The organism is Streptomyces sp. NPDC021012 (assembly GCF_044333355.1).
Taxonomy (GTDB): domain Bacteria; phylum Actinomycetota; class Actinomycetes; order Streptomycetales; family Streptomycetaceae; genus Streptomyces.
Genome location: NZ_JBIRQU010000009.1, coordinates 107,868 through 134,059 on the forward strand (window position 1 = coordinate 107,868; position 26,192 = coordinate 134,059).

The 26,192-nt window shown below is 71.6% G+C and carries 21 protein-coding genes and 1 tRNA gene; 10 read left to right on the forward strand and 12 right to left on the reverse strand.

Features of this window, described 5'->3' with window-relative positions:
- Window positions 1–5 precede the first annotated feature (5 nt).
- The 3 genes from ACH4TP_RS27600 to pepN all read left to right on the forward strand — a co-directional run bounded on the left by ACH4TP_RS27600 (window position 6) and on the right by pepN (window position 3,881).
- A complete protein-coding gene (locus ACH4TP_RS27600; RefSeq protein ID WP_389223822.1) occupies window positions 6–329 on the forward strand; it encodes a chorismate mutase in 324 nt (107 codons plus the stop codon).
- Window positions 329–1,315 carry an asparaginase gene (locus ACH4TP_RS27605; protein ID WP_389223819.1) on the forward strand — a complete coding sequence of 329 codons (987 nt, stop codon included), beginning with the start codon at window positions 329–331 and terminating at the stop codon, window positions 1,313–1,315. The genes ACH4TP_RS27600 and ACH4TP_RS27605 overlap by 1 nt, the downstream gene beginning before the upstream one ends.
- A gap of 82 nt (window positions 1,316–1,397) precedes the next feature.
- Window positions 1,398–3,881, forward strand: a complete 2,484-nt coding sequence (gene pepN / locus ACH4TP_RS27610) for an aminopeptidase N (protein WP_398439409.1) — start codon at window positions 1,398–1,400, stop codon at window positions 3,879–3,881.
- A gap of 16 nt (window positions 3,882–3,897) precedes the next feature.
- Here pepN and ACH4TP_RS27615 read toward each other — a convergent pair whose 3' ends face one another.
- Window positions 3,898–4,788 (reverse strand): LysR family transcriptional regulator, encoded by an 891-nt coding sequence (locus ACH4TP_RS27615; protein WP_389223813.1) that lies wholly within the window; start codon window positions 4,786–4,788, stop codon window positions 3,898–3,900.
- Window positions 4,789–4,893: 105 nt separating this feature from the next.
- Here ACH4TP_RS27615 and ACH4TP_RS27620 point away from each other — a divergent pair, with 105 nt between their 5' ends.
- The 4 genes from ACH4TP_RS27620 (at window position 4,894) to ACH4TP_RS27635 (ending at window position 10,177) form a co-directional block, all read left to right on the forward strand.
- Window positions 4,894–5,277 (forward strand): hypothetical protein, encoded by a 384-nt coding sequence (locus ACH4TP_RS27620; RefSeq protein WP_389223810.1) that lies wholly within the window; start codon window positions 4,894–4,896, stop codon window positions 5,275–5,277.
- Window positions 5,270–6,886 (forward strand): multicopper oxidase family protein, encoded by a 1,617-nt coding sequence (locus tag ACH4TP_RS27625; RefSeq protein WP_398439410.1) that lies wholly within the window; start codon window positions 5,270–5,272, stop codon window positions 6,884–6,886. The genes ACH4TP_RS27620 and ACH4TP_RS27625 overlap by 8 nt, the downstream gene beginning before the upstream one ends.
- Before the next feature lie 511 nt (window positions 6,887–7,397).
- Window positions 7,398–8,765, forward strand: a complete 1,368-nt coding sequence (locus ACH4TP_RS27630) for a pyridoxal phosphate-dependent decarboxylase family protein (RefSeq protein ID WP_398439411.1) — start codon at window positions 7,398–7,400, stop codon at window positions 8,763–8,765.
- Entirely contained in the window at window positions 8,762–10,177 is a 1,416-nt protein-coding gene (locus tag ACH4TP_RS27635) for a lysine N(6)-hydroxylase/L-ornithine N(5)-oxygenase family protein (RefSeq protein WP_398439412.1), read from the forward strand. Before ACH4TP_RS27630 ends, ACH4TP_RS27635 begins: the two co-directional genes overlap by 4 nt.
- 3 nt (window positions 10,178–10,180) lie before the next feature.
- On the opposite strand, the gene ACH4TP_RS27640 is transcribed toward ACH4TP_RS27635, so the two are convergent.
- Entirely contained in the window at window positions 10,181–11,977 is a 1,797-nt protein-coding gene (locus ACH4TP_RS27640) for a bifunctional metallophosphatase/5'-nucleotidase (RefSeq protein ID WP_389223798.1), read from the reverse strand.
- Window positions 11,978–12,091: 114 nt separating this feature from the next.
- Between ACH4TP_RS27640 and ACH4TP_RS27645 the strand changes: the two genes are divergently transcribed.
- On the forward strand, window positions 12,092–12,775 hold the full coding sequence (locus ACH4TP_RS27645; RefSeq protein WP_389223795.1) for an SIMPL domain-containing protein: 684 nt from the start codon (window positions 12,092–12,094) through the stop codon (window positions 12,773–12,775).
- A 146-nt stretch (window positions 12,776–12,921) separates the two neighbouring features.
- Window positions 12,922–14,349, forward strand: a complete 1,428-nt coding sequence (gene pyk, locus ACH4TP_RS27650; RefSeq protein WP_398177479.1) for a pyruvate kinase — start codon at window positions 12,922–12,924, stop codon at window positions 14,347–14,349.
- Window positions 14,350–14,385: 36 nt separating this feature from the next.
- On the opposite strand, the gene ACH4TP_RS27655 is transcribed toward pyk, so the two are convergent.
- A tRNA-Leu gene (locus ACH4TP_RS27655) sits at window positions 14,386–14,458 on the reverse strand.
- 115 nt (window positions 14,459–14,573) lie between these two features.
- Between ACH4TP_RS27655 and ACH4TP_RS27660 the strand changes: the two genes are divergently transcribed.
- Window positions 14,574–15,230, forward strand: a complete 657-nt coding sequence (locus ACH4TP_RS27660) for an ANTAR domain-containing response regulator (RefSeq protein WP_389223789.1) — start codon at window positions 14,574–14,576, stop codon at window positions 15,228–15,230.
- A 73-nt stretch (window positions 15,231–15,303) separates the two neighbouring features.
- Here the strand turns inward: ACH4TP_RS27660 and ACH4TP_RS27665 are convergent, their stop codons facing one another.
- From ACH4TP_RS27665 to ACH4TP_RS27705, 9 genes are all read right to left on the reverse strand, one after another.
- A complete protein-coding gene (locus ACH4TP_RS27665) occupies window positions 15,304–16,020 on the reverse strand; it encodes an ABC transporter ATP-binding protein (protein ID WP_389223786.1) in 717 nt (238 codons plus the stop codon).
- Window positions 16,017–17,069, reverse strand: coding sequence for an ABC transporter ATP-binding protein (locus ACH4TP_RS27670; RefSeq protein WP_398439491.1), 1,053 nt, complete (start codon window positions 17,067–17,069; stop codon window positions 16,017–16,019). Before ACH4TP_RS27670 ends, ACH4TP_RS27665 begins: the two co-directional genes overlap by 4 nt.
- A 5-nt stretch (window positions 17,070–17,074) precedes the next feature.
- A complete protein-coding gene (locus ACH4TP_RS27675; protein ID WP_389224246.1) occupies window positions 17,075–18,808 on the reverse strand; it encodes a branched-chain amino acid ABC transporter permease in 1,734 nt (577 codons plus the stop codon).
- A 5-nt stretch (window positions 18,809–18,813) separates the two neighbouring features.
- Window positions 18,814–19,746, reverse strand: a complete 933-nt coding sequence (locus ACH4TP_RS27680) for a branched-chain amino acid ABC transporter permease (protein WP_389223783.1) — start codon at window positions 19,744–19,746, stop codon at window positions 18,814–18,816.
- Between the two features lie 128 nt (window positions 19,747–19,874).
- A complete protein-coding gene (locus ACH4TP_RS27685) occupies window positions 19,875–21,113 on the reverse strand; it encodes a branched-chain amino acid ABC transporter substrate-binding protein (RefSeq protein ID WP_389223780.1) in 1,239 nt (412 codons plus the stop codon).
- A 458-nt stretch (window positions 21,114–21,571) separates the two neighbouring features.
- On the reverse strand, window positions 21,572–22,006 hold the full coding sequence (locus tag ACH4TP_RS27690) for a hypothetical protein (protein WP_398439414.1): 435 nt from the start codon (window positions 22,004–22,006) through the stop codon (window positions 21,572–21,574).
- Window positions 22,006–22,890, reverse strand: a complete 885-nt coding sequence (locus tag ACH4TP_RS27695; protein WP_398439415.1) for a trypsin-like serine protease — start codon at window positions 22,888–22,890, stop codon at window positions 22,006–22,008. Before ACH4TP_RS27695 ends, ACH4TP_RS27690 begins: the two co-directional genes overlap by 1 nt.
- A gap of 448 nt (window positions 22,891–23,338) precedes the next feature.
- On the reverse strand, window positions 23,339–23,839 hold the full coding sequence (locus ACH4TP_RS27700) for a PaaI family thioesterase (RefSeq protein ID WP_389223771.1): 501 nt from the start codon (window positions 23,837–23,839) through the stop codon (window positions 23,339–23,341).
- A 62-nt stretch (window positions 23,840–23,901) separates the two neighbouring features.
- A complete protein-coding gene (locus ACH4TP_RS27705) occupies window positions 23,902–26,184 on the reverse strand; it encodes an FdhF/YdeP family oxidoreductase (protein ID WP_398439416.1) in 2,283 nt (760 codons plus the stop codon).
- Window positions 26,185–26,192: the final 8 nt, after the last annotated feature.

Genomic DNA, 26,192 nt, shown 5'->3' on the forward strand with positions numbered 1-26,192 from the left:
AGATCATGAGCGACACCAGCGGCACCAGTGCCATCGACCCGACCGTCATCGCCGAGCTGACCCGGCTGCGCGAAAGCATCGACAACATCGACGCCGCGGTCGTGCACATGCTCGCCGAGCGCTTCAAGTGCACCCAGCAGGTCGGCGTCCTCAAGGCCGAGCACCAGCTCCCGCCCGCCGACCCCGCCCGCGAGGCCCGCCAGATCGCCCGGCTGCGAGAACTCGCCGAGAGCGCGAAACTGGACCCGGCCTTCGCGGAGAAACTCCTCAACTTCATCATCGCCGAGGTCATCCGGCACCACGAGACGATTGCGGACGGAGCACGCTGATGGGCCGCGTCACGGTCTTCACCCTCGGAGGGACCATCTCCGCGCGAGGCGGTGACGCGGCCCGCATGACCGGCCAGGAGGTCCTCGCCGAGCTCGGCGCCCCCGAGGACGTCGTCCTGCGGGACTTCCGCCGCGTCCCCAGCTCCACCCTCTCCTTCGAGGACCTCGCGGCCCTCGCCGACGAGATCCGGGGGACCGTCGCCGACGGCTCCGGCGTGGTCGTCGTCCAGGGCACCGACACCCTGGAGGAGACCGCCTTCCTCCTCGACCTGCTCTGCACCACCGAGCAGCCGATCGCCGTCACCGGTGCCATGCGCCGCCCCGACCTGCCCGGCGCCGACGGCCCCGCCAACCTCGCCGCCGCGCTCGCCGTCGCCGCCGACCCCGCCTGCCGGAACCTCGGCGTCCTCGTCGTCCTCGCCGACGAGATCCACGCCGCCCGCCTCGCCCGCAAGACCCACACCACCTCGATCGCCACCTTCGCCTCACCCGGCGCCGGACCGATCGGCACCGTCGTCGAGGGCGAACCCCGCATCCTGCTCCGCCCCGCCGCCCCCACCGCGCTCTGCGCGCTGAAGTTCGACCCCTCCGTGCGCGTCGCCCTGGTGACCCTCTCCCTCGGCGACCGCGGCGAACTCCTCGACGCCGTCGACGACCGCTTCCAAGGTCTCGTCGTCGCCGCCTTCGGCGCCGGACACGCCCCCGCCCCGCTCGTCGAACCCCTCGCCGAGATCGCCCGACGCATCCCCGTCGTCCTGGCCTCCCGCACGGGCGGCGGCGCGACCCTCTCCCACACCTACCGCAGCCCCGGCTCCGAGTACGACCTGCTGCACCACGGACTGATCCCGGCCGGCCCGCTCGACCCCGCCAAGGCCCGGATCCTGCTCCACACCCTGATCTCCAGCGGTGCCGCCGGACCGGCCGGCTACGACCGCCCCCGCATCGCCGCCGCCTTCGCCCACCTGAACGGCTCCGGACTCGCGTAAGAGGCCCGCGGGAGGCCGGTGAGAGGCCCCTTGACGGACATCCCCGTACCGCTGGGGAAATCCATCAGGCAGCATGGCCCCCATGTCCGTACTGACGCGCGACGAAGCGCAGACCCGTGCCCAGCTCCTCGACGTCCACCACTACCGCGTGGACCTCGACCTCACCACCGGCGACGAGACCTTCGGGTCACAGACCCTCATCCGCTTCACGGCCCGCGCCGCGGGGGACACCTTCGTCGAGCTCAAGCCCGAGACCCTGCACTCCGCCCTCCTCGACGACGAGCCCCTCGACGTCACCGCCCTCGACGGCAACCGGCTCCCGCTGACCCTCACCGAGGGCGAGCACACCCTCCGCGTCGGCACCACCATGCGGTACTCCCGCACCGGTGAGGGCATGCACCGCTTCACGGACCCCACCGACGGCGAGTCGTACGCCTACACCCAGCTCTTCATGGAGGACGTCCAGCGCGTCTTCGCCGCCTTCGACCAGCCCGACCTCAAGGCCGTCTTCGAGGTGGGCGTCCGGGCCCCCGAGGGCTGGACCGTCCTCTCCAACGGCATCACCGAGCAGCAGGAGGACGGCCGCTGGCAGGCCGCCCCCACCCCGCTGCTCTCCACCTACCTCGTCTGCGTCGCCGCCGGCCCCTGGCACAGCATCCGCACCGAGCACGCCGGCCTGCCCTTCGGCATCCACTGCCGCCGCTCCCTCGCCCCCCACCTGGACGCCGACGCCGACGAGATCCTCGCCGTCACCAAGGCCTGCTACGACCGCTACCACGAGAAGTTCGACGAGCCGTACCCCTTCGACTCGTACGACCAGGCCTTCGTCCCCGAGTTCAACGCCGGCGCCATGGAGAACCCCGGACTCGTCACCTTCCGCGACGAGTTCGTCTTCCGCTCCGCCGTCACCGCCACCGAGCGGATGTCCCGCGCCATGGTCATCGCCCACGAGATGGCCCACATGTGGTTCGGCGACCTCGTCACCCTCCGCTGGTGGGACGACATCTGGCTGAACGAGTCCTTCGCCGAGTACATGGGCTTCCAGACCACCAACGAGGCCTGCTCCGACCTCTTCGCCGACACCTGGATCGACTTCGGCGTCACCCGCAAGGCCTGGGGGTACGAGGCGGACCAGCGCCCCTCCACCCACCCCGTCGCCCCCGACCCGGAAGCCGTCCCCGACACCGCCTCCGCGCTCCTCAACTTCGACGGCATCTCCTACGCCAAGGGCGCCTCCGCCCTGCGCCAGCTCGTCGCCTGGCTCGGCGAGAAGGACTTCCTCGCCGGCATCAACATCCACTTCAAGCGCCACAAGTTCGGCAACGCCACCCTCGCCGACTTCATCGACAACCTCGCCGCCGCCACCGACCGCGACGTCCACGCCTGGGCCGAGCAGTGGCTCCGCACCACCGGCGTCGACACCCTCACCCCCCGCCTCGAAGGCGAGGGCACCCACTGGCGGCTCCACGTCGACCGGGACGGCAGCCGCCCGCACCGGATCGCCGTCGGCGTGTACGACCGGCAGCCCGACGGCGAGCTCACCCTCCGCGAGCGCCACGAGCTCGACGTCCCGCAGGAGGCGCCCGTCGAGCTGACCGGCCCGCGCCCCACCCTCGTCGTCCTCAACGAAGGCGACCTCACCTACACCAAGCTCCGCTTCGACGAGGTCTCCCTGGAGACCGTCCTGCGCGGCCTCTCCCGCGTCCCCGACGCCCTCACCCGGGCCGTCGTCTGGAACGCGCTGCGCGACATGGTCCGCGACGGCGACCTCGCCCCGGCCGACTACCTGGAGACCGCCCTCGCCCACCTGCCCGAGGAGGACGAACTCGCCCTCGTCCAGGGCGTCCTCGGCTTCGCCCGCACCCAGATCGCCGACCGGTACGTCTCCGAGGACGAGCGCCCCGCCGCCCTCGCCACCATCGGCGAGATCGCCCGCGCCCTGCTCCGCCGCACCGAGGACGGCGAGGCCCCCGGACTGCGCCTCACCGCCGTCCGCGCCTGCATCGACAGCGCCACCACCCCCGACAAGATCGCCTCCTGGCTCGACGAGGGAACCGTCCACGGCGGCCCCGAGCTCGACCCCGAACTGCGCTGGCGGATCCTCGCCCGGCTCGCCGTCCTCGGCGCCACCGACGAGACCGTGATCGCCGCCGAACTGGAGCGGGACCCGAGCGCCAGCGGCCAGGAGGGCGCGGCCCGCTGCCGCGCCGCCCTCCCGGACCCGGAGGCGAAGGCCGCGGCCTGGGCGGCGCTCTTCGACTCCGACGACCTCTCCAACTACCTCTTCACCGCCACCGCCCAGGGCTTCTGGCAGCCCGAGCAGGCCGAGCTCGTACGGGAGTACGTGCCGCGCTTCTACGAGGCGGCCGTCGCGCTCGGCGACCGCCGGGGCCCCGCCATGGCCGCGGCCGCCGGCCGCTACGCCTTCCCCGCGTACGCGGTCGACGCCGACTCCCTGGACCTGGGCGACCGCCACCTCGCGGACGACCGGATGATCCCGGCCCTCCACCGCAAGCTCGTCGACCAGCTGGACGACCTGCGCCGCGCCCTGCGCGTCCGCGGCTGAGGCGTACCCGGGCCGTCTAGACCGGTCCTCCCGACCAGTCCCAGCCGGTGAGCGCCGCGTGCATCAGGCGCGCGGCGCCCGTGGGAGGACTGTCGGCGTGCCGGAGCAGGGTGAGGACGCGCCGGCAGTCCGGGCTGTCGACGGGTATCCACGCCACGGGGGCGCGGGTGGCGCTGCGCCGGGCCATGTCCGGGATGAGGCCGATGCCGAGCCCGGCGGCGACCAGGATCGCGGTCGCGCTGGGCTCGTCGCCCTCGCAGACGATCCGCGGGGGAGCGAGGCCGTCCCCCGCGAAGAGCCGGTCGAGGAGCCGGCGCTGCCAGTGCCCCCGGCGGGTGGTGACGAAGGACTCGTCGGCGAGCTCGCCGACGGTCACCGAGGCGCGGCCCGCCAGCGGGTGGCCGAGCGGCGCGACCACCCACACCTCCTCGTCGAGCAGCCGGACCGTCTCCAGGCCCTCGGGCGGGTACGGCTGCGAGGCCACACAGAGGTCCACCTCCTGGGTGCGCAGGCCGCGGGCCATCTCCTCGGCGCCCATCTGGTGCAGCTCGACCTCGACCGAGGGGTGGGCCCGCTTGAACGCCCCGAGCGGGCCGGTCAGGGTGAGGAAGGTCTCCGAGGCCAGCCGTACCGTGCCGGACTCCCCGTCCGTGAGGGCGGCGACGGCCCGCCGTCCCGCGTCGAGCTCCCCGAGGGAGCGCTCGACGTACCGGAGGAAGACCTTCCCGGCCTCGTTCAGCCGGAGCCTGCCGACCCGGTCGAACAGCGGCGTGCCGAGCTCGCTCTCCAGCCTGGCTATGGTGCGGCTCAAGGACGGCTGGGCAACGTGGAGTTCCTCGGCCGCCCGGCTGAGGTGCTCAAGGCGGGCCACGACGACGAATTGCCCGAGCGCGTGGAGATCCATCATGCCCCCAGGGGCATGGCCCCATAGCGATATCGATCTTGGACAGATTATCGCCGGGGACATAGCGTCATGAGCGTTCCGCGCCGACAACCAGGGGGAGAACGCGCCATGTTGAGAGGTGTGTGGCGAGCCGTCGTCACCGTGCACGTGCTGGCGGTCCTCGGCCAGCCGGTCTTCGCCGGCGTCTATCTGAGCGGCGACTTCGACGGTCTGGGCATGCATGCGGCGGGGGCCAACGCCGTCGCCACGCTCGCCCTCGTCCAGCTCGTCGTCGCGATCGTGGTCTGGGTACGGCTGCGCCGCTCCTGGCCGTTCTATGTCAGCTTGGCGCTCGTGGCCGCCGAGATGACGCAGTACACCGCGGGACTGGCCGGACTGCTGTGGCTGCACATCCCCCTGGGCGTGTTCACCATCGCCTCCGTCGTCCTGCTGTTCGCCGCCACCTGGCTGCGGCCGCTGGAGCGCAAGGAGAAGGAGCTCGTCGATGCCTGACCTGACGAGGCGCCGGGTCCTCGGCATCGGCGGCGCGCTGGGAGCGATGGCGGCCACCGGCCTCACCGTCGGCGCCGTGCTCTCCCGCAGCCCCGCCGCCACCGGAGCCGAACTCCGCAGCGCCGTACCGCTGCCGCCGCCGTTCAAGGTGCCGCTGCCGATCCCCGCCGTCCTGAAGCCGGTCTCCACGTCCGGCCGCGCGGACCGCTACGAGATCGTCCAGCGCGAGGCGACCGCCGAGATCCTGCCCGGCGTCAGGACACGGCTGTGGACGTACGGGGGCACCTTCCCCGGCCCCACGATCGAATCGCGCCGCGGCCGCCCGGTCACCGTCTCCCACCGCAACGAACTTCCCGTGCCGACCGTCGTGCACCTCCACGGCGGGCGCACCCCGGCGGCCTCGGACGGCTACCCGACGGACCTGGTGCTGCCCGCGGGCTGGGGCGGCCAGGAGGGCGGGCACGGCGGCGGCCATGGCGGCGGCCACGGGTCCGGTCACGGCGGCATGCACGACCCCCAGGCGGTGACGACCGACCTGAGCAGGGACTACACCTTCCCGCTCGAACAGCGGCCGACGCTGCTCTGGTACCACGACCACCGCATGGACTTCACCGCCCCGGCGATCTGGCGGGGCCTCGCCGGCATGCACATCGTGCGCGACGACGCCGAGGAGGCCCTCGGCCTGCCCTCCGGTCCGCGCGAACTGCCCCTCATGATCACGGACCGCGCCTTCGCCGCCGACGGCAGCCTCGACTACCCCTCCCTCGACCCCACCCTGCGCGAGCGCCCCGGCGTCCAGGAGCCCTACCTCGCCGGCGTCCTCGGCGACGTCATCCTCGTCAACGGCGCCCCCTGGCCCGTCCACGAGGTCGACGCGGCCCGCTACCGGCTGCGCCTCCTGAACGCGTCGAACGCCCGGCACTACGAGCTGGCCTTCGTCGACGAAGGCGACGGGCGCACGATCGAGTTCACCCAGATCGGCGCCGACCAGGGCCTGCTCGCGGCACCGGTCAAGCACTCCGCCCTGCCCGTCGCCCCGGCCGAACGCTACGACCTCGTCGTCGACTTCTCCCGCTTCCCCGTCGGCACCCTCGTCAAGCTCGTCAACCGCATGGGCTCCGGGCGCACGAGCGAGGTGATGGCCTTCCGCGTCGTGCGCAAGGCCGCCGACGACAGCCGCGTCCCCACCCGCCTCTCGACCGACCTCCCGACCTGGCGGCGCTCCGACGCCGTCCGCGTCCGCGACTTCTCCTTCCGCGCCGGCCGCATGGGCGAGGACAGTACGCACGGCTGGCTCATCGGCGGAAAGCCCTTCGACCCCGCCCGCTCCGACGTCACGGTCCGCCTCGGCGACGTCGAGATCTGGCGCCTCGTCGCCGACGTCCACCACCCCGTCCACCTCCACCTCACCGGCTTCCGCATCCTCTCCCGCGGCACCAAGGACCCCCTCCCGCACGACGGCGGCCTCAAAGACACCATCTCCCTCCGCCCCGGCGAATCCGCCGAACTCATCACCCGCTGGGAGGGCTACCGCGGCCGCTACCTCTTCCACTGCCACAACGCCGAACACGAGGACATGGGCATGATGGCCAACCTCCAGGTGACGTAACGCCACCCCTCCCGTTGCGGGCCGCGCCCCGCCCGTTGTGGGCAATCGTTCCGCTGGGGCGGAACGGGTGGGCACAACGGAACGGCGCCCTTGCCGGCGCCAGAGGCTTCCGAGCCTGGACCCGCACCCCATGGGCGCTGTGCATGGGGTGCGGGTTCAGGCGCGGAACGCGGAGGCGCCGCTAGAGGGCGCCGTCCCGTGTGCCCACCCGTCCCGCCCAGCGGGACGATTGCCCACACGGCGGGGGGCGGGTGCGGGCCCCAGACGGGCGCGGGCCCACACGGGCGGCGTGGGCGAAGCCCCGGGCGGGCGCGGCCCCGCACGGGGCGGGGGCGAAGCCCCAGGCGAAGCGCACCGCCCCGCACGGGCGCGGGCCCACACGGGCGCGGGGCGGAGCCCCGGGCGGGTGCGGGCCCCGCACAGGGCCCGGAAGCGCGGCCGCGTCCCCCGTTCGGGTCACGTCCCCGGACTCCCCGGACAACGCCCCGCAGAGCCCGGCACCCTGTCGTCCATGCGTGCCTCACCCCCACCCCTCGCCGCCGACCCCACCGCCCTGAGCCGTCTGCTCGGCATCACCCTGGACGCGCTCCGGGAAGGAGCGCAGGCCAGGGGCGGGCCGCTGCCGGCGGGAGGGCCGGAGGCGGTGGCACGCCGGATCGGGGCGCTCGGGGACGTACTGCCGGAGACCGGTACCGGGCCGGACGAGGCGTTGAGGGCGCTCGTGAGGGCCCTCGCGGAGGGGGCGGCGGACCCGGCCCACCCCCGGTGCGCCGCCCATCTCCACACCCCGCCCCTCGCGCTCGCCGCGGCCGCCGATCTGGCCGCCTCCGCGCTGAACCCGTCGATGGACTCGTGGGACCAGGCGCCGGCGGCCTCCGCCCTGGAGGCCGAGGTGACGGCGGCCCTCGCCGCCGAGGTCTTCCCCGGCACCGGAGGACCCGACGCGCTCGTCACCACCGGCGGCACCGAGTCCAACCAGCTCGCGCTGCTCCTGGCCCGGGAGCGCCACCGGGACGTGAAGACCGTCGTCGGCGCCAACGCCCACCACTCCTTCCGCCGCGCCGCCTGGCTCCTGGGCCTGCCCGAGCCGGTCACCGTGCCCACCCCGCGGGGGACGCTGGACCCGGCGGCCCTCGCCGAGGCCCTGGACCGGGAGACCGGGCCCGTCCTCGTCGCCGCCACCGCCGGCACCACCGACGAGGGCCTGATCGACCCGCTGCCCGCGCTCGCGGACGTCTGCGCGGCCCGGGGCGCGGAGCTGCACGTGGACGCCGCGTACGGCGGTCCCGTCCTCTTCAGCCGGACCCACCGGCACCTCCTGGACGGCCTCGACCGGGCCCGTACCGTCACCGTCGACCTGCACAAACTCGGCTGGCAGCCGGCCGCCGCGGGACTCCTCGCGGTGCGCGACGCCGCCGACCTCGCCGTCCTCGGGCACACCGCCGACTACCTGAACGCCGACGACGACACCGAGGCCGGCCTCCCCGACCTGCTCGGCCGCTCCCTGCGCACCACCCGCCGCCCCGACGTCCTCAAGACCGCCGTCACCCTCCGGGCCCTGGGCCGCACCGGCCTCGGCGCGCTCGTCGACCGGTGCATGGAGCTCGCGCAGGAGCTCGCCGACCTGGTGCAGAAGGCCCCGGGGTTCGACCTCCGCACCCGCCCCACCCTCACCACCGTCCTCTTCCGCCCCACCGGCGCAGACGACGGGACCGTCGCGGCGATCCGCCGCACCCTCCTCGCCGAGGGCCGCGCCGTCCTCGGCCGGGCGAAGGCCGACGGCCGCCTCTGGCTCAAGGCCACCCTGCTCAACCCCCACACCACCCCCGGCGATCTCGCAGGGATCCTCACCCTCGTGGAAGGCAGCGCGCACCGATGACCGGCAGCACCCCCCAGCAGGACCTCGAACAGCCCCACGACCTGGTGGGCGTCGGCATCGGCCCCTTCAACCTGTCGCTGGCCGCCCTCGCGCACGGCGTTCCCGGCGGCCTCGCCGCCACCTTCTACGAGCAGCGGCCGGCCTTCCGCTGGCACCCGGGGCTGCTCATCGAGGGCGCCACCCTCCAGGTCCCCTTCCTCGCCGACCTGGTGACCCTCGCCGACCCGGCCAGCCCCTGGACCTTCCTCAACTACCTGAAGAGCCGCGAGCGCCTCTTCCCCTTCTACTTCGCCGAGAAGTTCCACATCCAGCGCGCCGAGTACGACGCCTACTGCCGCTGGGTCAGCGAGCGGCTCCCCGGACTCCGCTTCGGCCACCAGGTCGACTCGGTCCGCTGGAACCCCGAGCGGCGCCTCTTCGAGGTGGACTTCACCCAGATCGACCCGGAGGGCGAGGCCGAGGCCCTGGGCCGCGCCTACACCCGGAACGTCGTCCTGGGCGTCGGCACCGAGCCGTACGTCCCCGAGCCGCTCCGCCCGCTCGCCGACGCCCCCGGCGTCCCGGTGATCCACTCCGCCGACTACCTGGCCCACCGCGAGACGCTCCTGCGCGCCGGCCACGTCACCGTCATCGGCTCCGGCCAGTCCGGCGCCGAGGTCTTCCTCGACCTGCTGCGGGCCCGCCCCGCCGGGGCCGAGAGGATCCACTGGCTGGCCCGCACCGAGGCCTTCGCCCCCATGGAGTACTCCAAGCTCGGCCTGGAGCACTTCACCCCCGACTACACCCGCTACTTCCACGCCCTGCCCGAGCCCGTGCGCGGCGAACTCATGCCCCGCCAGTGGCAGTTGCACAAGGGCATCGACGCGGAGACCATCGCCGCGATCCACGACGAGCTCTACCGCCGCACCCTGCACGGCGGCTGGCCCGACGCCGTCCTCACCCCCGGCGTCCGGGTCCGCACGGCCGGCCGGGTCGCCACCACCCAGGTCGAACTGCACCTGGAGCACGTGCAGGAGGGCAGCCGCTCCCGGCTCACCACCGACGCCGTCGTCCTGGCGACCGGCTACCGGGAGCGCCCGGTGGACCGGATGCTCGCCGGACTCGACCCGTACCTGCGCCACGACTCCGCCGGGCGGCCCCGGATCGACGAGCGGTACCGCCTGGTCCTCGACCCCTCCGTCACCGGCTCCGTGTACGTCCAGAACGCCGAGCGCCACACCCACGGCGTCGGCGCCCCCGACCTGGGCCTCGCGGCCTGGCGCAGCGCGGTCATCCTCAACGCGGTCACCGGCAAGGAGTCGTACCCGCTGCCGCGCCGCACCGCCTTCACCAGCTTCGGCCTGGAGACGCGAGGGGCGCCGAGCATCCCGGCCCAGGACCGGAAGCTGACGCCCCTCACGCAGAACGTGTGACGGCTAGAAGACCGGCACGCCGTCCCGGGTCAGCTTCCAGTCCACCGACGCGAAGACGCCCGGGTCGATCGTCCCCTTGGCCTTCACCCACTGGATGATGGTGTTGCGGATCTCGTCCGAGTTCGCCCACAGCTGCTGGGCCTTGGCCACGTGCGGGAACGCGCCGCCGCCGTTGGCCCGGTAGTTGTTCACCGCGAGGACGAACTGCGCGGCCGGGTCGAGCGGCTTGCCCTGGAATGACAGGCCGGTGATCCGCTGCCCGACCGGCTTGGCGATGTCGATGTCGTACGTCAGACCCGACACGGCGTCGTAGTTGTAGTCCGGGGTGGCGTCCGCGTTCGTGAGCTTCGCGGTGTCGACGGGCGCGCCCGCCGGCGTCTGGACGTAGTACTTCGCCGAGTACTCCAGGTAGTCCTTCAGCTGGGCACCCGTCATCAGACGGGCCTCCAGGGTGTTCTCGAAGGGGTAAAGACCGGCGGCGTCCTTGATGCTGATCCGGCCGGCCGGGATCCGGGCCGTGCGGGAGAAGCAGGAGGCCTGGGAGAGCACCGGCAGACCGGCGTACGCGCCGCCCGCGAGGGCCGCCTTCACCGTCTCGGCCTGGACGACGTTGATCAGGTCGATGATCGGCTCGTCCTTCCACGGCGCGTCGGCCGTGGTCATGGCCGCCGTGGAGGTGCCGATGACCTGGTTGACGTACGCGACGACCTTCTTGTGCTCGTCCGCGAGCAGCCCGGTGATCTCCGGGTCCTCGGCGACCGTGTTGGAGTTGAGGACCTGGGCGCCGGACTTCTCGACCACCCAGCGGCCCTTCTCCCACACCAGGTCGAAGGAGAAGAGGGTGAGGCGCTGGCCCCACTTCAGCGGCTCGGAGAGCACGACCTCCTTGCCGGTCTCCTTGTTGGCGATCCGGTACTCGGGGATCTCGGTGTGCGCGTGGCCGACGAGGATCGCGTCGATGCCCGGCACCTGCTCGGCGACGAGCCCGGCGGCGTTCTCGATGTACGGGAGCTGGTCGCCGTACGAGGAGGTGCCGGAGGAACCGGAGTGCGCCGAGACGATCACGACGTCGGCGCCCATGGAGCGCAGCTTCGGCACCCACTTCGCGGCCTGCTCCTCCAGGCCGGGGAAGACCATCTTGCCGGTGACGTTGGCCTTGTCCCAGATGGCGATGCCCGGGTTGGTCAGGCCCAGGACCGCGACCTTGACGTCCCGGCCGTGCGGGGTGCGCAGGCAGTGGAGGCTGTACGGGGCGAAGGCCGGGCGCAGGGTCTTGGCGTCGAGCGCGTTGGCGCCGAGCAGCGGGAAGTCGCACTGCTCCTCGAACTTGCGGAGCACCGGGATGCCGTAGTTGAACTCGTGGTTGCCGAGCGCGGCGGCGTCGTAGCCGATGGCGTTCATGGCCTGGGCCATGGGGTGGACCGGGCCGCCGGTCTGGGTGATCGGGTCGACCTTGGCGTAGTAGTAGGACAGCTGGGTGCCCTGGATGGTGTCGCCGGCGTCGATGAGGAGGGTGTTCTCCTCGCCCTTCTCGGCGCGGACCTGGTTGACCAGGGTGGAGATCTTGGCGAGGCCGACGTCGTTGTGGGCCTTGTCGTCGAACTCCTTGTCCGTGAAGTAGTCCCAGTTGAAGACGTTGCCGTGCAGGTCGGTCGTGCCCATCACGGTGAACGAGTACCGCTTGGCCGGCCGGGGGCGGGCTTCGTGGGCCTCGGCGGGGGCGGCGACGCCGGCGGTGAGGGCGGCTCCGGCTCCGACGGCGGCGGAGGCCTCCAAGAAGGCACGGCGGTTCAGCGGCATGTGGTTCTCCCCATTGATTCGGCGCCTGCCATGGCGCACAACGCGCGTAGATTCTGGCCTGGAACGCACTGTCGCAACAGACCTTTCGGGTTACGGAGTGGGAAAGTGTTCGGTATGACACACCCACAGCCCACCCCCGAGGCACCCCAGGTGACGGTCCGTGGCGAAGGCCGCCTGGAGGTCGAGCCGGAGCTCGCCCGGATCTGGGTGACCGTCTCGGCGCGCGGCACGGACCGCGCGGAGACGCTCGCGGACCTCACCCGCCGCAACGCGCGGGTGCTCGAACTGGTCAAGGCGCACGGCGACGCGGTCGAGAAGCTGGAGACGGGCAGTCTCTCCCTCTCCCCGGAGCTGACCCGGAAGGGGCGCGGGGAGAAGGTGCACGCCTATACGGGACGGGTGCGGGTGACGGCCGAGCTGACCGACTTCACCGCGCTCGGCGAGCTGGTGACCCGGCTCGCCGACCTGGAGATGACGAGCGTCGACGGCCCGTGGTGGGAACTGCGGCCCGCCTCCCCGGCGTACGCGGAGGCGCGCCGGCTCGCGGTCGAGGAGGCCGTGCAGCGGGCGCGCGCCTACGCGGAGGCGCTGGGCACCTCGCTCGTCTCACTCCTCGAACTGTCGGACGCGGGGCTCGCCGAGCCGCCGATGCCGAGGCGCCCCGGCTTCGGGGCGAGGACGGTGGCCTACGCGGCGGAGGCGGCCGGCGAGGCCCCGCCGCTGGACCTCGAACCGCAGCGGCAGACGGTGACGGCCGAGGTTGTGGCGCGGTTCACGATGCGGCCGCCCGCACTCTGAGACAGGCGCCCGAGGGGCGCGAAAATCGCTCATCGGAGCGAGCCGGCGCACAGATTCAAGACTTGTCAACAGCCTTTCACGTAAAGGTCGTTGGACAGTCATGCCGAGCCAGCTTTCTACTGGTGGGTAAGGCCTAGGCTCGCCTCATGCGCCGAGCGAAAATCGTTTGTACCCTTGGGCCCGCCACCGAAACATACGACCAGATCAAGGCGCTGGTCGAAGCCGGAATGGACGTGGCCCGCCTCAACCTCAGCCACGGCGGCTACGTCGAGCACGAGGAGCGCTACCAGCGCGTCCGCAAAGCCGCCGACGAGACCGGCCGCAGCGTCGGCGTCCTCGTCGACCTTCAAGGCCCGAAGATCCGCCTCGGCCGCTTCCGCGAGGGGCCCGTACTCCTTGAACGCGGCGACGAGTTCACCATCACCGTCGAGCCGGTGGAGGGCGACCGCCACGGCTGCGGCACGACCTACTCCGGCCTCGCCGGGGACGTGACCCCGGGCGAGCGCGTCCTCGTCGACGACGGCCGCGTCACCCTGGAGGTCGCCTCCGTCGACGGCCCGCGCGTGCGCACCCGCGTGATCGAGGGCGGCATGGTCTCCGACCACAAGGGCCTCAACCTGCCCGGTGTCGCCGTCTCCGTCCCGGCCCTCTCCGAGAAGGACATCGAGGACCTGCGCTGGGCGCTGCGCATCGGCGCCGACGTCATCGCCCTCTCCTTCGTCCGCAGCGCCCGGGACATCGAGGACGTCCACCGGATCATGGACGAGGAGGGCCGCCGGCTCCCCGTCATCGCCAAGATCGAGAAGCCGCAGGCCGTCGAGAACATCGAGGAGATCGTCGCCGCCTTCGACGGCATCATGGTCGCCCGCGGCGACCTGGGCGTCGAGATGCCCCTGGAGCAGGTGCCGATCGTCCAGAAGCGCGCGGTGAAGCTGGCCAAGCGCAACGCCAAGCCGGTCATCGTCGCCACCCAGATGCTCGACTCGATGATCGACAACTCCCGCCCCACGCGCGCCGAGGCGAGCGACGTGGCGAACGCGGTCATCGACGGCACCGACGCCGTGATGCTCTCCGGCGAGACCAGCGTCGGCCGCCACCCGATCGAGACGGTCCGCACCATGAGCCGGATCGTCGAGGCCGCGGAGGAGGACGTCCTCGCCAAGGGCCTCCCGCCCCTGACCGAGCGGAACAAGCCCCGCACGCAGGGCGGTGCCGTGGCCCGCGCGGCCGCCGAGATGGGCGACTTCCTCGGCGCCAAGTTCCTCGTGGCCTTCACCCAGTCCGGCGACACGGTCCGGCGGCTCTCCCGCTACCGCTCCCCGATCCCGCTGCTCGCCTTCACCCCGGACCCGGCGACCCGCTCCCAGCTCAACCTGACCTGGGGCGTCGAGACCTTCCTCGGCCCGCACGTCGACTCCACGGACGCGATGGTCGCCCAGGTCGACGAGGAGCTGCTCAGGATCGGCCGCTGCCGGCCGGGCGACATCGTGGTCATCACGGCGGGCTCCCCGCCGGGGGTCGCGGGCTCGACGAACCTGGTCCGCGTCCATCACATCGGCGAACCACTCGCCTAGGGGCCACGGTCTTAAAGCTTGGAATCGAAGGTAAAGTGCCCCGGGTGGGATTCGAACCCACGCTGTATGGTGTTTGAGACCACTGCCTCTTCCGCTGGGCTACCGGGGCATCCTTCGAAACGAAGGTCGGTGATCACCCGCCGTGCCCCTACCTTACAGGAGGTAGGTAGGCTCATGGGGAGCTGTATCCGCCTCGGAACGAGGCCATGGAACGAGGAGCCCGCGTGACCGCCCCCGAGTCGCCCCAGCCCGCCGACGCCGAGGCGTCGTCGCACGTGCCGCCGCTGACGACCCGCGTCGTCATCGCCGAGGACGAGGCCCTCATCCGCCTCGACCTCAAAGAGATGCTGGAAGAAGAGGGCTACACGGTCGTCGGCGAGGCCGGGGACGGCCAGAAGGCCGTCGAGCTCGCCCGCGAGCACCGCCCCGACCTCGTCATCCTCGATGTGAAGATGCCCGTCCTCGACGGCATCTCGGCCGCCGAGAAGATCGCCGGCGAGTCCATCGCCCCGGTCCTCATGCTGACCGCCTTCTCCCAGCGCGAGCTCGTCGAGCGGGCCCGGGACGCCGGCGCCATGGCGTACCTGGTGAAGCCGTTCAGCAAGAGCGACGTGGTGCCGGCCATCGAGATGGCCGTCTCCCGCTTCGCCGAGCTCCGCGCCCTGGAGAAGGAGGTCGCCGACCTCTCCCAGCGCCTGGAGACCCGCAAGCTCGTCGACCGCGCCAAGTCGATCCTGCAGACCCAGTACGGGCTGACGGAGCCGGCGGCCTTCCGCTGGATCCAGAAGACCTCGATGGACCGCCGCATGTCGATGCAGCAGGTCGCCGAGGCCGTCATCGAGGACGCCGAGGAGAAGAAGGCGGCCAAGGGGCAGCAGTAGTCACACGCACAGAGGAGAAGGCCCGCCCCACGTCACTGTGGGGCGGGCCTTCTCGCTCTGGGGGGGGGAGGTGCTACTCCTCGCCGAGGTACGTCTTGCGGACGTCGTCGTTCACGAGCAGGTCCTGGCCGGTGCCGGACAGCTTGATCGTGCCGACCTCCAGGACGTATCCGTAGTCCGCGAGGGAGAGCGCGGCCTGCGCGTTCTGCTCGATGAGCAGGATCGTCATGCCCTCGGCCTTGAGCGCCGCGATGGTCTCCATGATCTTTTGCATCATGATCGGGGAGAGACCCATCGAGGGCTCGTCCAGCATCAGCAGCTTCGGCTGGGACATCAGGGCACGGCCCATCGCCAGCATCTGCTGCTCACCGCCGGACAGCGTGCCCGCGGCCTGCTTGCGACGCTCGCCCAGGATCGGGAAGAGGTCGTAGGCCTTCTGGATGTCCTTCTCGATGCCGTCCTTGTCCTTGCGGAGGAAGGCGCCGAGCTGGAGGTTCTCCTCGATGGTGAGCCGCGGGAAGATGTGCCGGCCCTCGGGGGAGTGCGCGAGGCCCAGCGACACCACCTTGTGGGCCGGGATGTTGGCGAGCGGCTGTCCGTCGAAGGTGATCTTTCCGGCGGTGGGCTTGAGCAGGCCGGAGAGGGTCCGCAGGGTCGTGGTCTTGCCGGCGCCGTTGGTGCCGATCAGGGCGACGACCTGGCCCGCCTCGACGGAGAAGGAGATGCCCTTGACGGCCTCGATCTTGCCGTAGGCGACCCTGAGGTCCTCGACCTCCAGAAGTGCGGTCACTTGGAGTCTCCTTCGGTGGTGCTGTCCGCGTCGGCGGCCGGAGCCTCGTCGGCGGGGGTGTCGTCGGCCTCGGGGGCCTCGGGGGCCCCGGGGGCCTCGTCGGCTTCGGCTGCCTCGGCCTCGGGGGCCTCGTCGCCGGAAGTCTCGTCGGCGGCCTCTTCCGTGGCCTCGGCCTCGGCGGCAGCCGCGTCCGCGGCCTGCTCGGCGGCCTCGACCTCGGCCGCCTCCTCCGCGCCGGGCGCCTCCTCGTACGGCGTGCCGAGGTACGCGGCGACGACGCGCTCGTCGCCCTGGACGACCTCGGACGTGCCCTCGACGAGCTTCTCGCCCTGGACGAGGACGGCGACCCGGTCGCACAGCTTGAAGATGAACTTCATGTCGTGCTCGATGACCAGGACCGCGATGCCGCGGTCGCGGATCGCGAAGACGAGCTCCTCGGTGGTCCGGGTCTCGGCCTGGTTCATGCCGGCGGTCGGCTCGTCGAGCAACAGCAGACCGGGGTCGCTGGCGAGCGCGCGGGCGATCTCCAGCTTGCGCTGCTCGCCGTACGGCAGGTTGCGCGCCAGGTGCTCCGCCTTGTGCGCGAGACCCACGAACTCCAGGAGTTCCATGGCCCGTTCGCGGGAGGCGGCCTCCGCCCGCTTGAAGCCGGGGCCGCGCAGGAGCGCGGACCAGAGGCCCTCCTTGGTCCGGGTGTGGCGTCCGACGAGGACGTTCTCCAGGACCGTCATGTTGGAGAAGAGGCGGATGTTCTGGAAGGTACGGGCGATGCCGGCCTGGGTCACCAGGTGCGGCTTCGGGGGCAGGACCGTTCCCTTGTAGCTGACCTGACCCTCGGTCGGGACGTACAGGCCGGTGAGACAGTTGAAGAAGGTGGTCTTGCCGGCGCCGTTGGGGCCGATCAGGCCGACGATCTCGCCCTCGCGGACGGTCAGGTCGACCCCGCGGACGGCGGTCAGGCCGCCGAAGCGCATCGTGACCCCGCTGGCCTCCAGGACGGGGGCGGCGGTGATGGTGCCGGTGGTGGTTTCCGTGGTGGTGGTCGTCATGGCGTTCACGCCCCAGCCTTCGCCGTACCGACGCCGGACTCGGCGGACACCCGCTGTTCCGGTACGTCGGGCTGCTCGTCGTTCTCGTGGAATTCAAGCCGCGCCCGCTTGTTGGCGATGAGGCCCTCGGGGCGGAAGCGCATCAGCAGGATCAGGGCGATGCCGAAGCCGAGCAGCTGGTAGTCCTGGAGGAAGGACAGCTTGGCCGGGATCAGGAAGAGCAGCGCGGAGCCGACGATGGGACCGGTGATGGTGCCCATGCCGCCGAGGATGACGGCCGCGAGGAGGAACGCGGAGTTCGGCGGGACGGGGCCGGCGAACACGTAGTTCTCGGGGACGACCGTGGTGTTGACGTGCGCCTGCACCGTACCGGCGAGGCCGGCGAGGGACGCGCCGAGGGCGAAGGCGACCAGCTTGACCCGGAAGCCGTTGATGCCCATCGCGGTGGCGGCGGTCTCGTCCTCGCGGATGGCGACCCAGGCGCGGCCGATGCGGCTGTTGCCGGCGCGGGAGAAGACGACCACGACCAGCGCCATGATGAGGATCATGAGCAGGTAGTAGTTGGCGTAGGCGCCGAGCTCGATGCCGAGCACGGTGTGCGGCTCGCCGAAGTTGTACCCGAAGAACTCCAGCTGCGGGATGTTCGGGATGCCGTTCGGGCCGTTGGTGATCTGCGGGCCGGAGGTGCCGTCGAGGTTGCCCATGGCGATGCGGAAGATCTCACCGAAGCCGAGGGTCACGATGGCGAGGTAGTCGCCGCGCAGCCGCAGGGTCGGCGCGCCGATGACGACACCGAAGACCAGCGAGGCCGCCATGCCGGTGAGCGCCGCCGCCCAGAAGGGGAACTGCACGTGGAAGGCGGAGGAGGTGGCACCCGAGACGAGGGCCGCCGTGTACGCGCCGACACCGAGGAACGCGACGTAACCGAGGTCGAGCAGACCGGCGAGGCCGACGACGATGTTCAGGCCGAGGGCGACGGTCGCGAAGATCAGGATGTTGACCGCGATCAGGGTGTACGTGTCGCCGCTCTGCTGGATGAACGGGAAGGCGATCGCCATGACGATGGCGGCCGTGATGGTCACCTGGCGGTTGCGCGCGGTGATCGCGGAGAGCCGCTGGGTCAGCCCGGACTTGACCAGCGCGGTGGCGGAGAAGCCGACCAGGATCAGGTAGGCGACGAAGAGCTGCGGCTCGGAGTCGTCGGTGTCGATGCCGAAGGTGATGACGTACAGGCCGAGGGCGAAGACCGCGACGACGATCAGGATCTCGGCCCAGGAGGGCAGCTGCTTGGCGGGGGCGGCCTTGCGGCTGTCGTCGGGCAGCTTGTACGCGGCGGCCGCGGGCACGGCCGAGGCGAGGACGGCGACACCGGCGCCGGGCTCGAGGTCCACCAGGGCACCCAGCTCCACGATGATCGAGATCGCGGTGAAGAGGGTGGTGGCGAAGGTGCCGAGGGCCAGGATCCACACGGCCTTGCGGGAGCCGGCGGGGGTGAGCCAGCCGAGGCCCTTCACGCCGAGCGCGGAGAGCGCGTGAGCGGCGGTGAGGACGGCGCCGATCAGGGTGAGGAGCTGGAGCGGGGCGGGGTTGCCGTAGATCGTGAGGTTGCCGGGGAAGGCGGGGGTCCACGTCCAGGCGAGGAAGGCGCTGACGACGGTGGCGATGCTGCCGCCGACGACGGTCCAGAGGAGCGCGGCCGGCTTGGGCGCGCTGGAGGTCTTGCTCTGGTTCTCGGTCATGGTGCTCACGCCCTGTCCGCGACGCGCTCGCCGAGCAGGCCCTGGGGCCGCACGAGAAGTACGAGGATGAGGAGGACGAACGCCCACACGTTGGACCAGGCACCGCCGCCGAGCTGCTGCATGCCGGGGATGTCCTGGATGTAGGCGATCGAGAGGGCCTCGGCGAGGCCGAGGACCACGCCACCGACCATGGCGCCGTAGATGTTGCCGATGCCGCCGAGGACGGCCGCGGTGAAGGCCTTGAGGCCGAGGATGAAGCCCATCTCGAAGTTGATCTGGCCCTTGTCGAGGCCGTACGCGACGGCGGCGACGGCGGCGAACGCGGCACCGATGGCGAAGGCCATGACGATGATGCGGTCCGTGTTGATGCCCATCAACTTCGCGGTGTCCGGGTCCTGCGCGGTGGCCTGCATGGCGCGGCCGCTGCGGCTCTTGGAGACGAAGAGGCCGAGGGCCAGCATGCACAGGGGGGCGAGGACGAGGATGAAGGCGTCGGCGCGCTGGATCGAGAGGCTGTCCGTGATCTGGAACGCCTCGCCCTTGAACTCGGGGAAGCTCACGGCCTTCTTGGCGTCCGGGTAGAACTGCCAGACCAGCTGCTGGAGGGCGATGGACAGACCGATCGCGGTGATGAGCGGGGCCAGTCGCGGCGCGCTGCGCAGCGGGCGGTAGGCGAACCGCTCGGCGGCGGTGGCGACGGCCACGGAGGCTATCGCGCCACCGACGATCATGAGCGGTATCGCCACCAGCAGGGACGTTCCGCTCGGGAGAGCGGTGTAGGTGGTGAGGGCGCCGAAGCCCCCGATCATGAAGATCTCGCCGTGGGCGAAGTTGATGAGCTGGACGATGCCGTAGACCATGGTGTACCCGATGGCGATGAGGCCATAGAGGGCACCGAGGGCCAGGCCGTTGGCCAGCTGTTGCGGCAGTTCGTGCACCGCAGGCCTCCGATGAGCTTGTCGGATATGACTCCGCGCGAGGGCGCTGTTTGCGCCCTCGCGCGGCTTGGTTCAGGTGGTGCGGGGTGCCCGGTGCCGGGGCTCTCGGCGCGGCACCGGGCCGGGGACTACTGGTTGAAGGTGTCGCTCTTGACGTCGACCCACTTGCCGCCCTCGACCTTGTAGACCGTGAGCTGCTTGTTGGTGGTGTCGCCGTACTCGTCGAAGGAGACCTTGCCGGTCACGCCGTCGAAGGAGACCTTGCCCAGGGCCTCGGTGACCTTGGCGCGGGCGTCGGACGGCAGCTTGCCGTTGTTGGCCTGGACGACGGCCTTGACGGCCTGGATGAGCGCCCAGCCGGCGTCGTAGGAGTAGCCGCCGTAGGCCGCGTACGGGTCCTTGTAGCCGGCCGCCTTGTAGTCCGCGATGAACTTCTTGGCGGTGTCGAGCTTCTCGACCGGGTAGCCGATCGAGGTGGCCAGGTCACCGTCGTTGGCCTCGGCGGAGGCGCTGATGAAGGCCGGGTCGTAGATGCCGTCGCCACCCATGACGGGGATCTTGGCGCCGGTCTTCTTGATCTGGTCGGAGAGCAGACCGCCCTCGGGGTACTGGCCGCCGAAGTAGACGGAGTCGGCGCCGGAGGCCTTGACCTTGTCGGCGGTGGAGGAGAAGTCGGTCTCCTTCACGGTGACGTGGTCGGTGTCGACGACCTGGCCGCCGAGGCGCTTGAACTCGTCGGAGAAGATCGTCGCGAGGCCGGCGCCGTAGGTCTGCTTGTCGTCGACGACGAAGACCTTCTTCTTGCCGGCGTCCTTGAAGAGGTACTGGGCGGCGAACTTGCCCTGGACCACGTCGGTGGCGGCGGTACGGAAGTAGGTCTTGAAGGGACGCTTGAACTCGCCCTTGCCCCAGTTGTCGCCCTGGCTGAGCGCCGGGTTGGTGTTGGCCGGGGAGACCTGCGCCAGGTTGGCGGCGGCGAAGACGCCCTGCATCTGCTGGGAGACGCCGGAGTTCAGCGGGCCGACGACGCCGAGGACGTCCTTGTTGCCGACGAGCTTGGTGGCGTTGGCCTGGCCGGAGGCCGGGACGGCCTGGTCGTCGAGACCCTCGATCTTGAAGGTGACGCCGGGGACTTCCTTGGTCTTGTTGGCGGTCTGGACCGCCAGGTCCACGGAGTTCTTGATGCCCTGGCCGAGCGCCGAGAGGGAGCCGGTCAGCGGAGCGTCGACGCCGATGACGACGGTGACGTTGCCGCCGTCCGCGTTGTTGTCGCTGCCACCCTTGTCGTCACGCGAACCGCAGGCGGTGAGAGTGAGCGCTCCCGTGGTGAGCACGGTGGTGAGGATGAGCATAGGACGGTGTCGCACGAAGAATCCTTTCCCTGGCGCGGCCCCCTCAAGCTGAGGCGGTGCCGTAAAGCTGTGAAGCTAGAGGTGCCGTTTTCGATGCCGGGCCGTACTGGGTCGAGCTGGGCCGTGCAGTGGAAGCGCCCGGCGGCGCGGTGACTGGCCGTGACTCTAGGCGCAGGTGGGGAACGGCGGGGAGCGCCCAGGTCAGGATGTGACTGTCTTGTTATGCCGACGGGCAGATGCCGTGTGCGACGGGTGGGCAAACCCGGGCACAGCGGTCGGTAGTGCGGTGTTCACATCGTGAGAACACGCAGTTCCGCTAAGGGGCTTGAGTGGATCACGCTCCTGACGCCCCTCGTGTGAGGGCGTCCGGATATCGGACAGTGCTGCAAGCGCCAGCGGACGAGGAGCCGGTCGCGGACCGAGCTCGTCTTCCGGCCGCCGGATGGCGCGAATGTCACGTAGCGTTACAGCGGTCATGGCCGAGATCGGCCCTTCGAGGGCGAGGGGTAAGCGCTCTGCTCGTCGGGCGGACGCCAGTTCTCCGAGCTTCCGGTCGCCCCCTTCGCCGCCTCGCAGCGCCGCCGCGACTCCCGGTCGGCGAGTGCGAGTGCCGCCTCGCGGCCCGCGCGCCGCTCCTCCGTCCGCGCCGCCGAGAGCACCTCGTCGTGGATCTCGTACTGCTCGTTGGAGAGGCCCTTCTGCTCCCAGTCGAGCCCGGCCCACCGGCTGCCCTTGAGGGCCTCCTTCACCCAGTACGACACCAGACTGGTGCAGACGTCCGCGGGGGTACTGGCGCGGGGCGCGGGCGCCGGTGCGGGGGCTCGGTCGCAGCCCGTGGCGAGACTCAGGACGCACCCGGTCAGGGCCGCGGCGAGCACGGCCCCGACCGGGCGAAAACGCCTGGACATCACGGGAGTTGGACGTACGGCTTCAGGAAGCCACGGGCACCGGCGGTGTCCAGGCGGTACGAGACGTTCGTGGCGTAGCAGGGGGTGTCGCCCGTGATCGTGGTGGCGACCAGGGTCGGCTTCCCGTCCAGCGTGGCGAAGTTGGGGCCGCCCGAATCGCCGTAGCAGGCACCGCCGTTGCCCTGGGGCGCGGTCATGGCGAGCCGGACCCAGGCGTCGTTGAGCGCGTTGAACGAGACCGGCGCCTTCATGCGGACGCCGCCGCCCGGGTGCGTCTGACCGCCCGGCCCCCGCTCCGCCTCCTGGGTGCCGTAACCGGCGACGAGGAACGAGGTGGAGTTCAGGCCCTGCGGACCGAGGGCGGCCAGGGAGCCCGCCTTCGGGAGTGTCGCCGGGGTGAAGGACCAGCGGGCCTTCACGGCCTTCGCCGACAGCTCGACGACCGAGATGTCATGGCTGTCGGAGGCCGGGCCGGGGTAGGCGGGGTGGCTGATCGCGGTGCCCTCGACGGCCACGCTCCGTGCGACGGCCGCGGGGTCGCCCGGGTGCTCGGCGGCGGCCCGGTCCAGACCGGCCTGGACGTCCTGGTCGAGCGAGACGTAGAAGCGGACGTTCGCCGGCCAGTCGGTGGTGCAGTGCGCGGCCGTCAGGAAGGTGTCCGCGTCGATCATGGTGCCGGAGCAGACCCAGTCGACGCGGTCGGGCGTCGCCGGGTCGTCGTCGTTGTCCCAGGTCGCGACGAGCGCACCGACCTCGGTGCGCTCGGGGGCCGGGGTCGCGTTGTACGAGTTGATCGCGGACGACGGGATCGCGGTGGCGAGCACGGCGGCGCAGGCGGCGGCGGTGACGATGGTCATCGCATAGGTGGTGCGACTGGCGGTCACGAAGAACCCCTCGGTGTGTGAGTGGATCGGGTGTTCTCCTGCGGGGAGATCCGCCAGTGAAGCGGCTGCGGCCGCGCGGGGCAAGAGGTTCTGGAGACAAGGGAGTTGACGCGCGAACGGCGCGACGCGGGACGGCCGTCCGTCCTGCGCCGCGCCGTCGGTGCCGACTCGGCCGATGCGACTCGCCAGGAGGCGGCCGCGCGGGCCAGGCCGTCGGCGCCGACCCGGACACCGGCCGCACCGGCAAGGCCGGTGCGGACCGGCCACCGTCGGCGGGGGTCTCGGTGCGGCTGCTCCGCCGGGGCCGCCGTGCAGGCTGGTCCGCGCCAGGGCCTCCGCGTGGGCGGCTCCGGTCGGCGTCCGCGCGGCCCGCGCCGTGAGCTCCGCGCCGCGTGGGCGGGGTCCGGCTCGGGTCTCCGTGCCGCCCGCACCGCGTGGGCGGCTTCGCTCAGGCCTCCGTGGGGCCCGCCTCCGGCAGGTTGCCCGCGTCCTTGGCGGTGACCTCCCGCAGCAGGCAGGTCAGCCGCGCCGAGCACACCCGCTTGCCCTGCTCGTCGCTGATCACGATCTCGTACGTGGCGGTGGTCCGCCCGCGGTGCACCGGGGTCGCCACGCCGGTCACCAGACCGCTGCGCACCCCGCGGTGGTGGGTGCAGTTGAGGTCGACGCCGACGGCGATCTTCGAGACCCCGCCGTGCAGCATCGAGCCGACGGAGCCCAGCGTCTCGGCGAGCACCGCCGAGGCGCCACCGTGCAGCAGCCCGTACGGCTGGGTGTTGCCCTCCACCGGCATCGTGCCGACGACCCGCTCGGCCGAGGCCTCCACGATCTGCACGCCCATCCGGTTCCCGAGGTGCCCGGCCGAGAAGAGCGCCGGGAGGTCGACGCCGAGCGCCGCGTACTCGTCGATGACCTCCTGCGGGAACTTCACGTGCTGCTGCTCACCCATGGGCCCGGCTCCGTTCGTCTTCGTACGGCTGCTTGTCGCATCGTGGTCGCCTGAGCAAACGCTTAGGCGGACTGTGATTGTTCCAGACGCACGATCACGGACTTGCTGGCGGGGGTGTTGCTGATGTCCGCCGTCGACTCCAGCGGCACCAGCACGTTCGTCTCCGGGTAGTAGGCCGCCGCGCACCCCCGGGACGTCGGGTAGTGCACCACCCGGAAGCCGGGTGCCCGCCGCTCGGTGCCGTCCGTCCACTCGCTCACCAGATCCGCGTACGCCCCGTCCGCGAGGCCGAACGCCGCCGCGTCCTCCGGGTGCACGAGCACCACCCGACGGCCGCCCCTGATCCCCCGGTAGCGGTCGTCGAGACCGTAGATCGTGGTGTTGTACTGGTCGTGCGAGCGCAGCGTCTGCAGCAGCAGCCGGCCCTCCGGCACCCTCGGGTACTCGACGGGGGCGGCCGTGAAGTTCGCCTTGCCGGTCTTCGTGGGGAAGCGCCGCTCGTCACGCGGGCCGTGCGGCAGCGCGAAGCCGCCCGGGCTCGCCGCGAGACGGGCGTTGAAGTCCTGGAAACCGGGCACCACGCGCGCGATGCGGTCCCGGATCCGGGCGTAGTCCGCCTCGAACTCCTCCCAGGGCGTGGCCGATCCGTCGCCGAGGACGGCACGGGCCATCCGCGCCACGATCGCCGGCTCGGACAGCAGGTGCGGGCTCGCCGGCGGCAGGTTGCCCCGGGAGGCATGCACCAGGCTCATCGAGTCCTCGACCGTCACGAACTGCTTGCCGCTCTTCTGCACGTCCTTGTCGGTGCGGCCCAGCGTCGGCAGGATCAGCGCGCGCGTGCCCGTCACCGCGTGCGAGCGGTTCAGCTTCGTCGACACGTGCACGGTCAGGCGCGCGTTCCGCATCGCCGCCTCCGTCACCTCCGTGTCGGGCGTCGCCCCCACGAAGTTGCCGCCCATCGCGAAGAACACCTTCGCCTCGCCGTCGCGCAGCGCCTGGATCGAGCGCACCACGTCGAAGCCGTGGTGGCGCGGCGAGACGATCCCGAACTCCTTGTCCAGGGCGTCGAGGAAGGCCGGCGCGGGGCGCTCGAAGATGCCCATCGTGCGGTCGCCCTGCACGTTCGAATGGCCGCGCACCGGGCACACGCCCGCGCCCGGACGGCCGATGTTCCCGCGAAGGAGCAGGAAGTTGACCACCTCGCGGATGGTCGGCACGGAGTGCTTGTGCTGGGTGAGGCCCATCGCCCAGCAGACGATCGTCCGCTCCGAGGCGAGCACCATCTCCAGGGCCCGCTCGATCTCGGACCGGTCGAGACCGGTCGCGGCGAGCGTCTCGTCCCAGTCGGCCGCCTTCGCCGCCGCCGCGAACTCCTCGTACCCGTGGGTGTGCTCGCGTACGAACTCCTCGTCGACCGCCCCGGCCGTCTCCAGGACCAGCTTGTTCAGCAGCCGGAAGAGGGCCTGGTCGCCGCCGATCCGGATCTGGAGGAAGAGGTCCGTGAGCGCCGCGCCCTTGAGCATCCCCTGCGGGGTCTGCGGGTTCTTGAAGCGCTCCAGACCCGCCTCCGGCAGCGGGTTCACCGAGATGATCCGCGCGCCGGCCGCCTTCGCCTTCTCCAGGGCCGACAACATGCGCGGATGGTTCGTGCCCGGGTTCTGCCCGGCCACGATGATCAGGTCCGCCCGGTGCAGGTCCTCCAGGGAGACGCTGCCCTTGCCGATGCCGATCGTCTCCGTCAGCGCCGAGCCCGAGGACTCGTGGCACATGTTGGAGCAGTCCGGCAGGTTGTTCGTGCCGAACTCGCGGGCGAAGAGCTGGAGCAGGAACGCCGCCTCGTTGCTCGTCCGCCCCGAGGTGTAGAAGAGCGCCTCGTCGGGGGAGGCCAGGGCCCGCAGCTCCTCCGCGATGATCCCGAAGGCCCGCTCCCAGCTCACCGGCTCGTACCGCTCGCCGCCCTCCGGCAGCAGCATCGGCTGCGTGATCCGGCCCTGCTGGCCCAGCCAGTACCCGCTGCGGGTCGCCAGGTCCGCCACCGGGTGCGCGGCGAAGAACTCCGGCGTCACCCGGCGCAGCGTCGCCTCCTCGGCGACCGCCTTCGCGCCGTTCTCGCAGAACTCCGCCACATGCCGCTTGTCACCCTCCGGCCAGGCGCAGCCGGGACAGTCGAAGCCGTCCTTCTGATTGACCTTGAGCAGGGTCCGCGCGGTGCGCGCGAGCCCCATCTGCTCCTGCGCGATCCGCAGGGTGTGCCCGATGGCGGGCAGGCCGGCTGCGGCATGCTGCGGCGGCGTGACCTGCGGTGCGTCCTGGACCGGGTCACCGGCCGGCGGCTTGCTGACCATCGCGCTCT

Bases quoted from the DNA above. Each gene is read 5' to 3' on its own strand.
- ACH4TP_RS27640 (WP_389223798.1), bottom strand. From the start codon at position 11,977: ATGCCGCTGAACCGCCGTGCCTTCTTGGAGGCCTCCGCCGCCGTCGGA.
- ACH4TP_RS27600 (WP_389223822.1), top strand. From the start codon at position 6: ATGAGCGACACCAGCGGCACCAGTGCCATCGACCCGACCGTCATCGCC.
- ACH4TP_RS27675 (WP_389224246.1), bottom strand. From the start codon at position 18,808: ATGACCGAGAACCAGAGCAAGACCTCCAGCGCGCCCAAGCCGGCCGCG.
- pepN (WP_398439409.1), top strand. From the start codon at position 1,398: ATGTCCGTACTGACGCGCGACGAAGCGCAGACCCGTGCCCAGCTCCTC.
- ACH4TP_RS27620 (WP_389223810.1), top strand. From the start codon at position 4,894: ATGTTGAGAGGTGTGTGGCGAGCCGTCGTCACCGTGCACGTGCTGGCG.
- ACH4TP_RS27700 (WP_389223771.1), bottom strand. From the start codon at position 23,839: ATGGGTGAGCAGCAGCACGTGAAGTTCCCGCAGGAGGTCATCGACGAG.
- ACH4TP_RS27635 (WP_398439412.1), top strand. From the start codon at position 8,762: ATGACCGGCAGCACCCCCCAGCAGGACCTCGAACAGCCCCACGACCTG.
- ACH4TP_RS27670 (WP_398439491.1), bottom strand. From the start codon at position 17,069: ATGACGACCACCACCACGGAAACCACCACCGGCACCATCACCGCCGCC.
- pyk (WP_398177479.1), top strand. From the start codon at position 12,922: ATGCGCCGAGCGAAAATCGTTTGTACCCTTGGGCCCGCCACCGAAACA.
- ACH4TP_RS27630 (WP_398439411.1), top strand. From the start codon at position 7,398: ATGCGTGCCTCACCCCCACCCCTCGCCGCCGACCCCACCGCCCTGAGC.
- ACH4TP_RS27625 (WP_398439410.1), top strand. From the start codon at position 5,270: ATGCCTGACCTGACGAGGCGCCGGGTCCTCGGCATCGGCGGCGCGCTG.
- ACH4TP_RS27705 (WP_398439416.1), bottom strand. From the start codon at position 26,184: ATGGTCAGCAAGCCGCCGGCCGGTGACCCGGTCCAGGACGCACCGCAG.
- ACH4TP_RS27605 (WP_389223819.1), top strand. From the start codon at position 329: ATGGGCCGCGTCACGGTCTTCACCCTCGGAGGGACCATCTCCGCGCGA.
- ACH4TP_RS27645 (WP_389223795.1), top strand. From the start codon at position 12,092: ATGACACACCCACAGCCCACCCCCGAGGCACCCCAGGTGACGGTCCGT.
- ACH4TP_RS27615 (WP_389223813.1), bottom strand. From the start codon at position 4,788: ATGATGGATCTCCACGCGCTCGGGCAATTCGTCGTCGTGGCCCGCCTT.
- ACH4TP_RS27690 (WP_398439414.1), bottom strand. From the start codon at position 22,006: ATGTCCAGGCGTTTTCGCCCGGTCGGGGCCGTGCTCGCCGCGGCCCTG.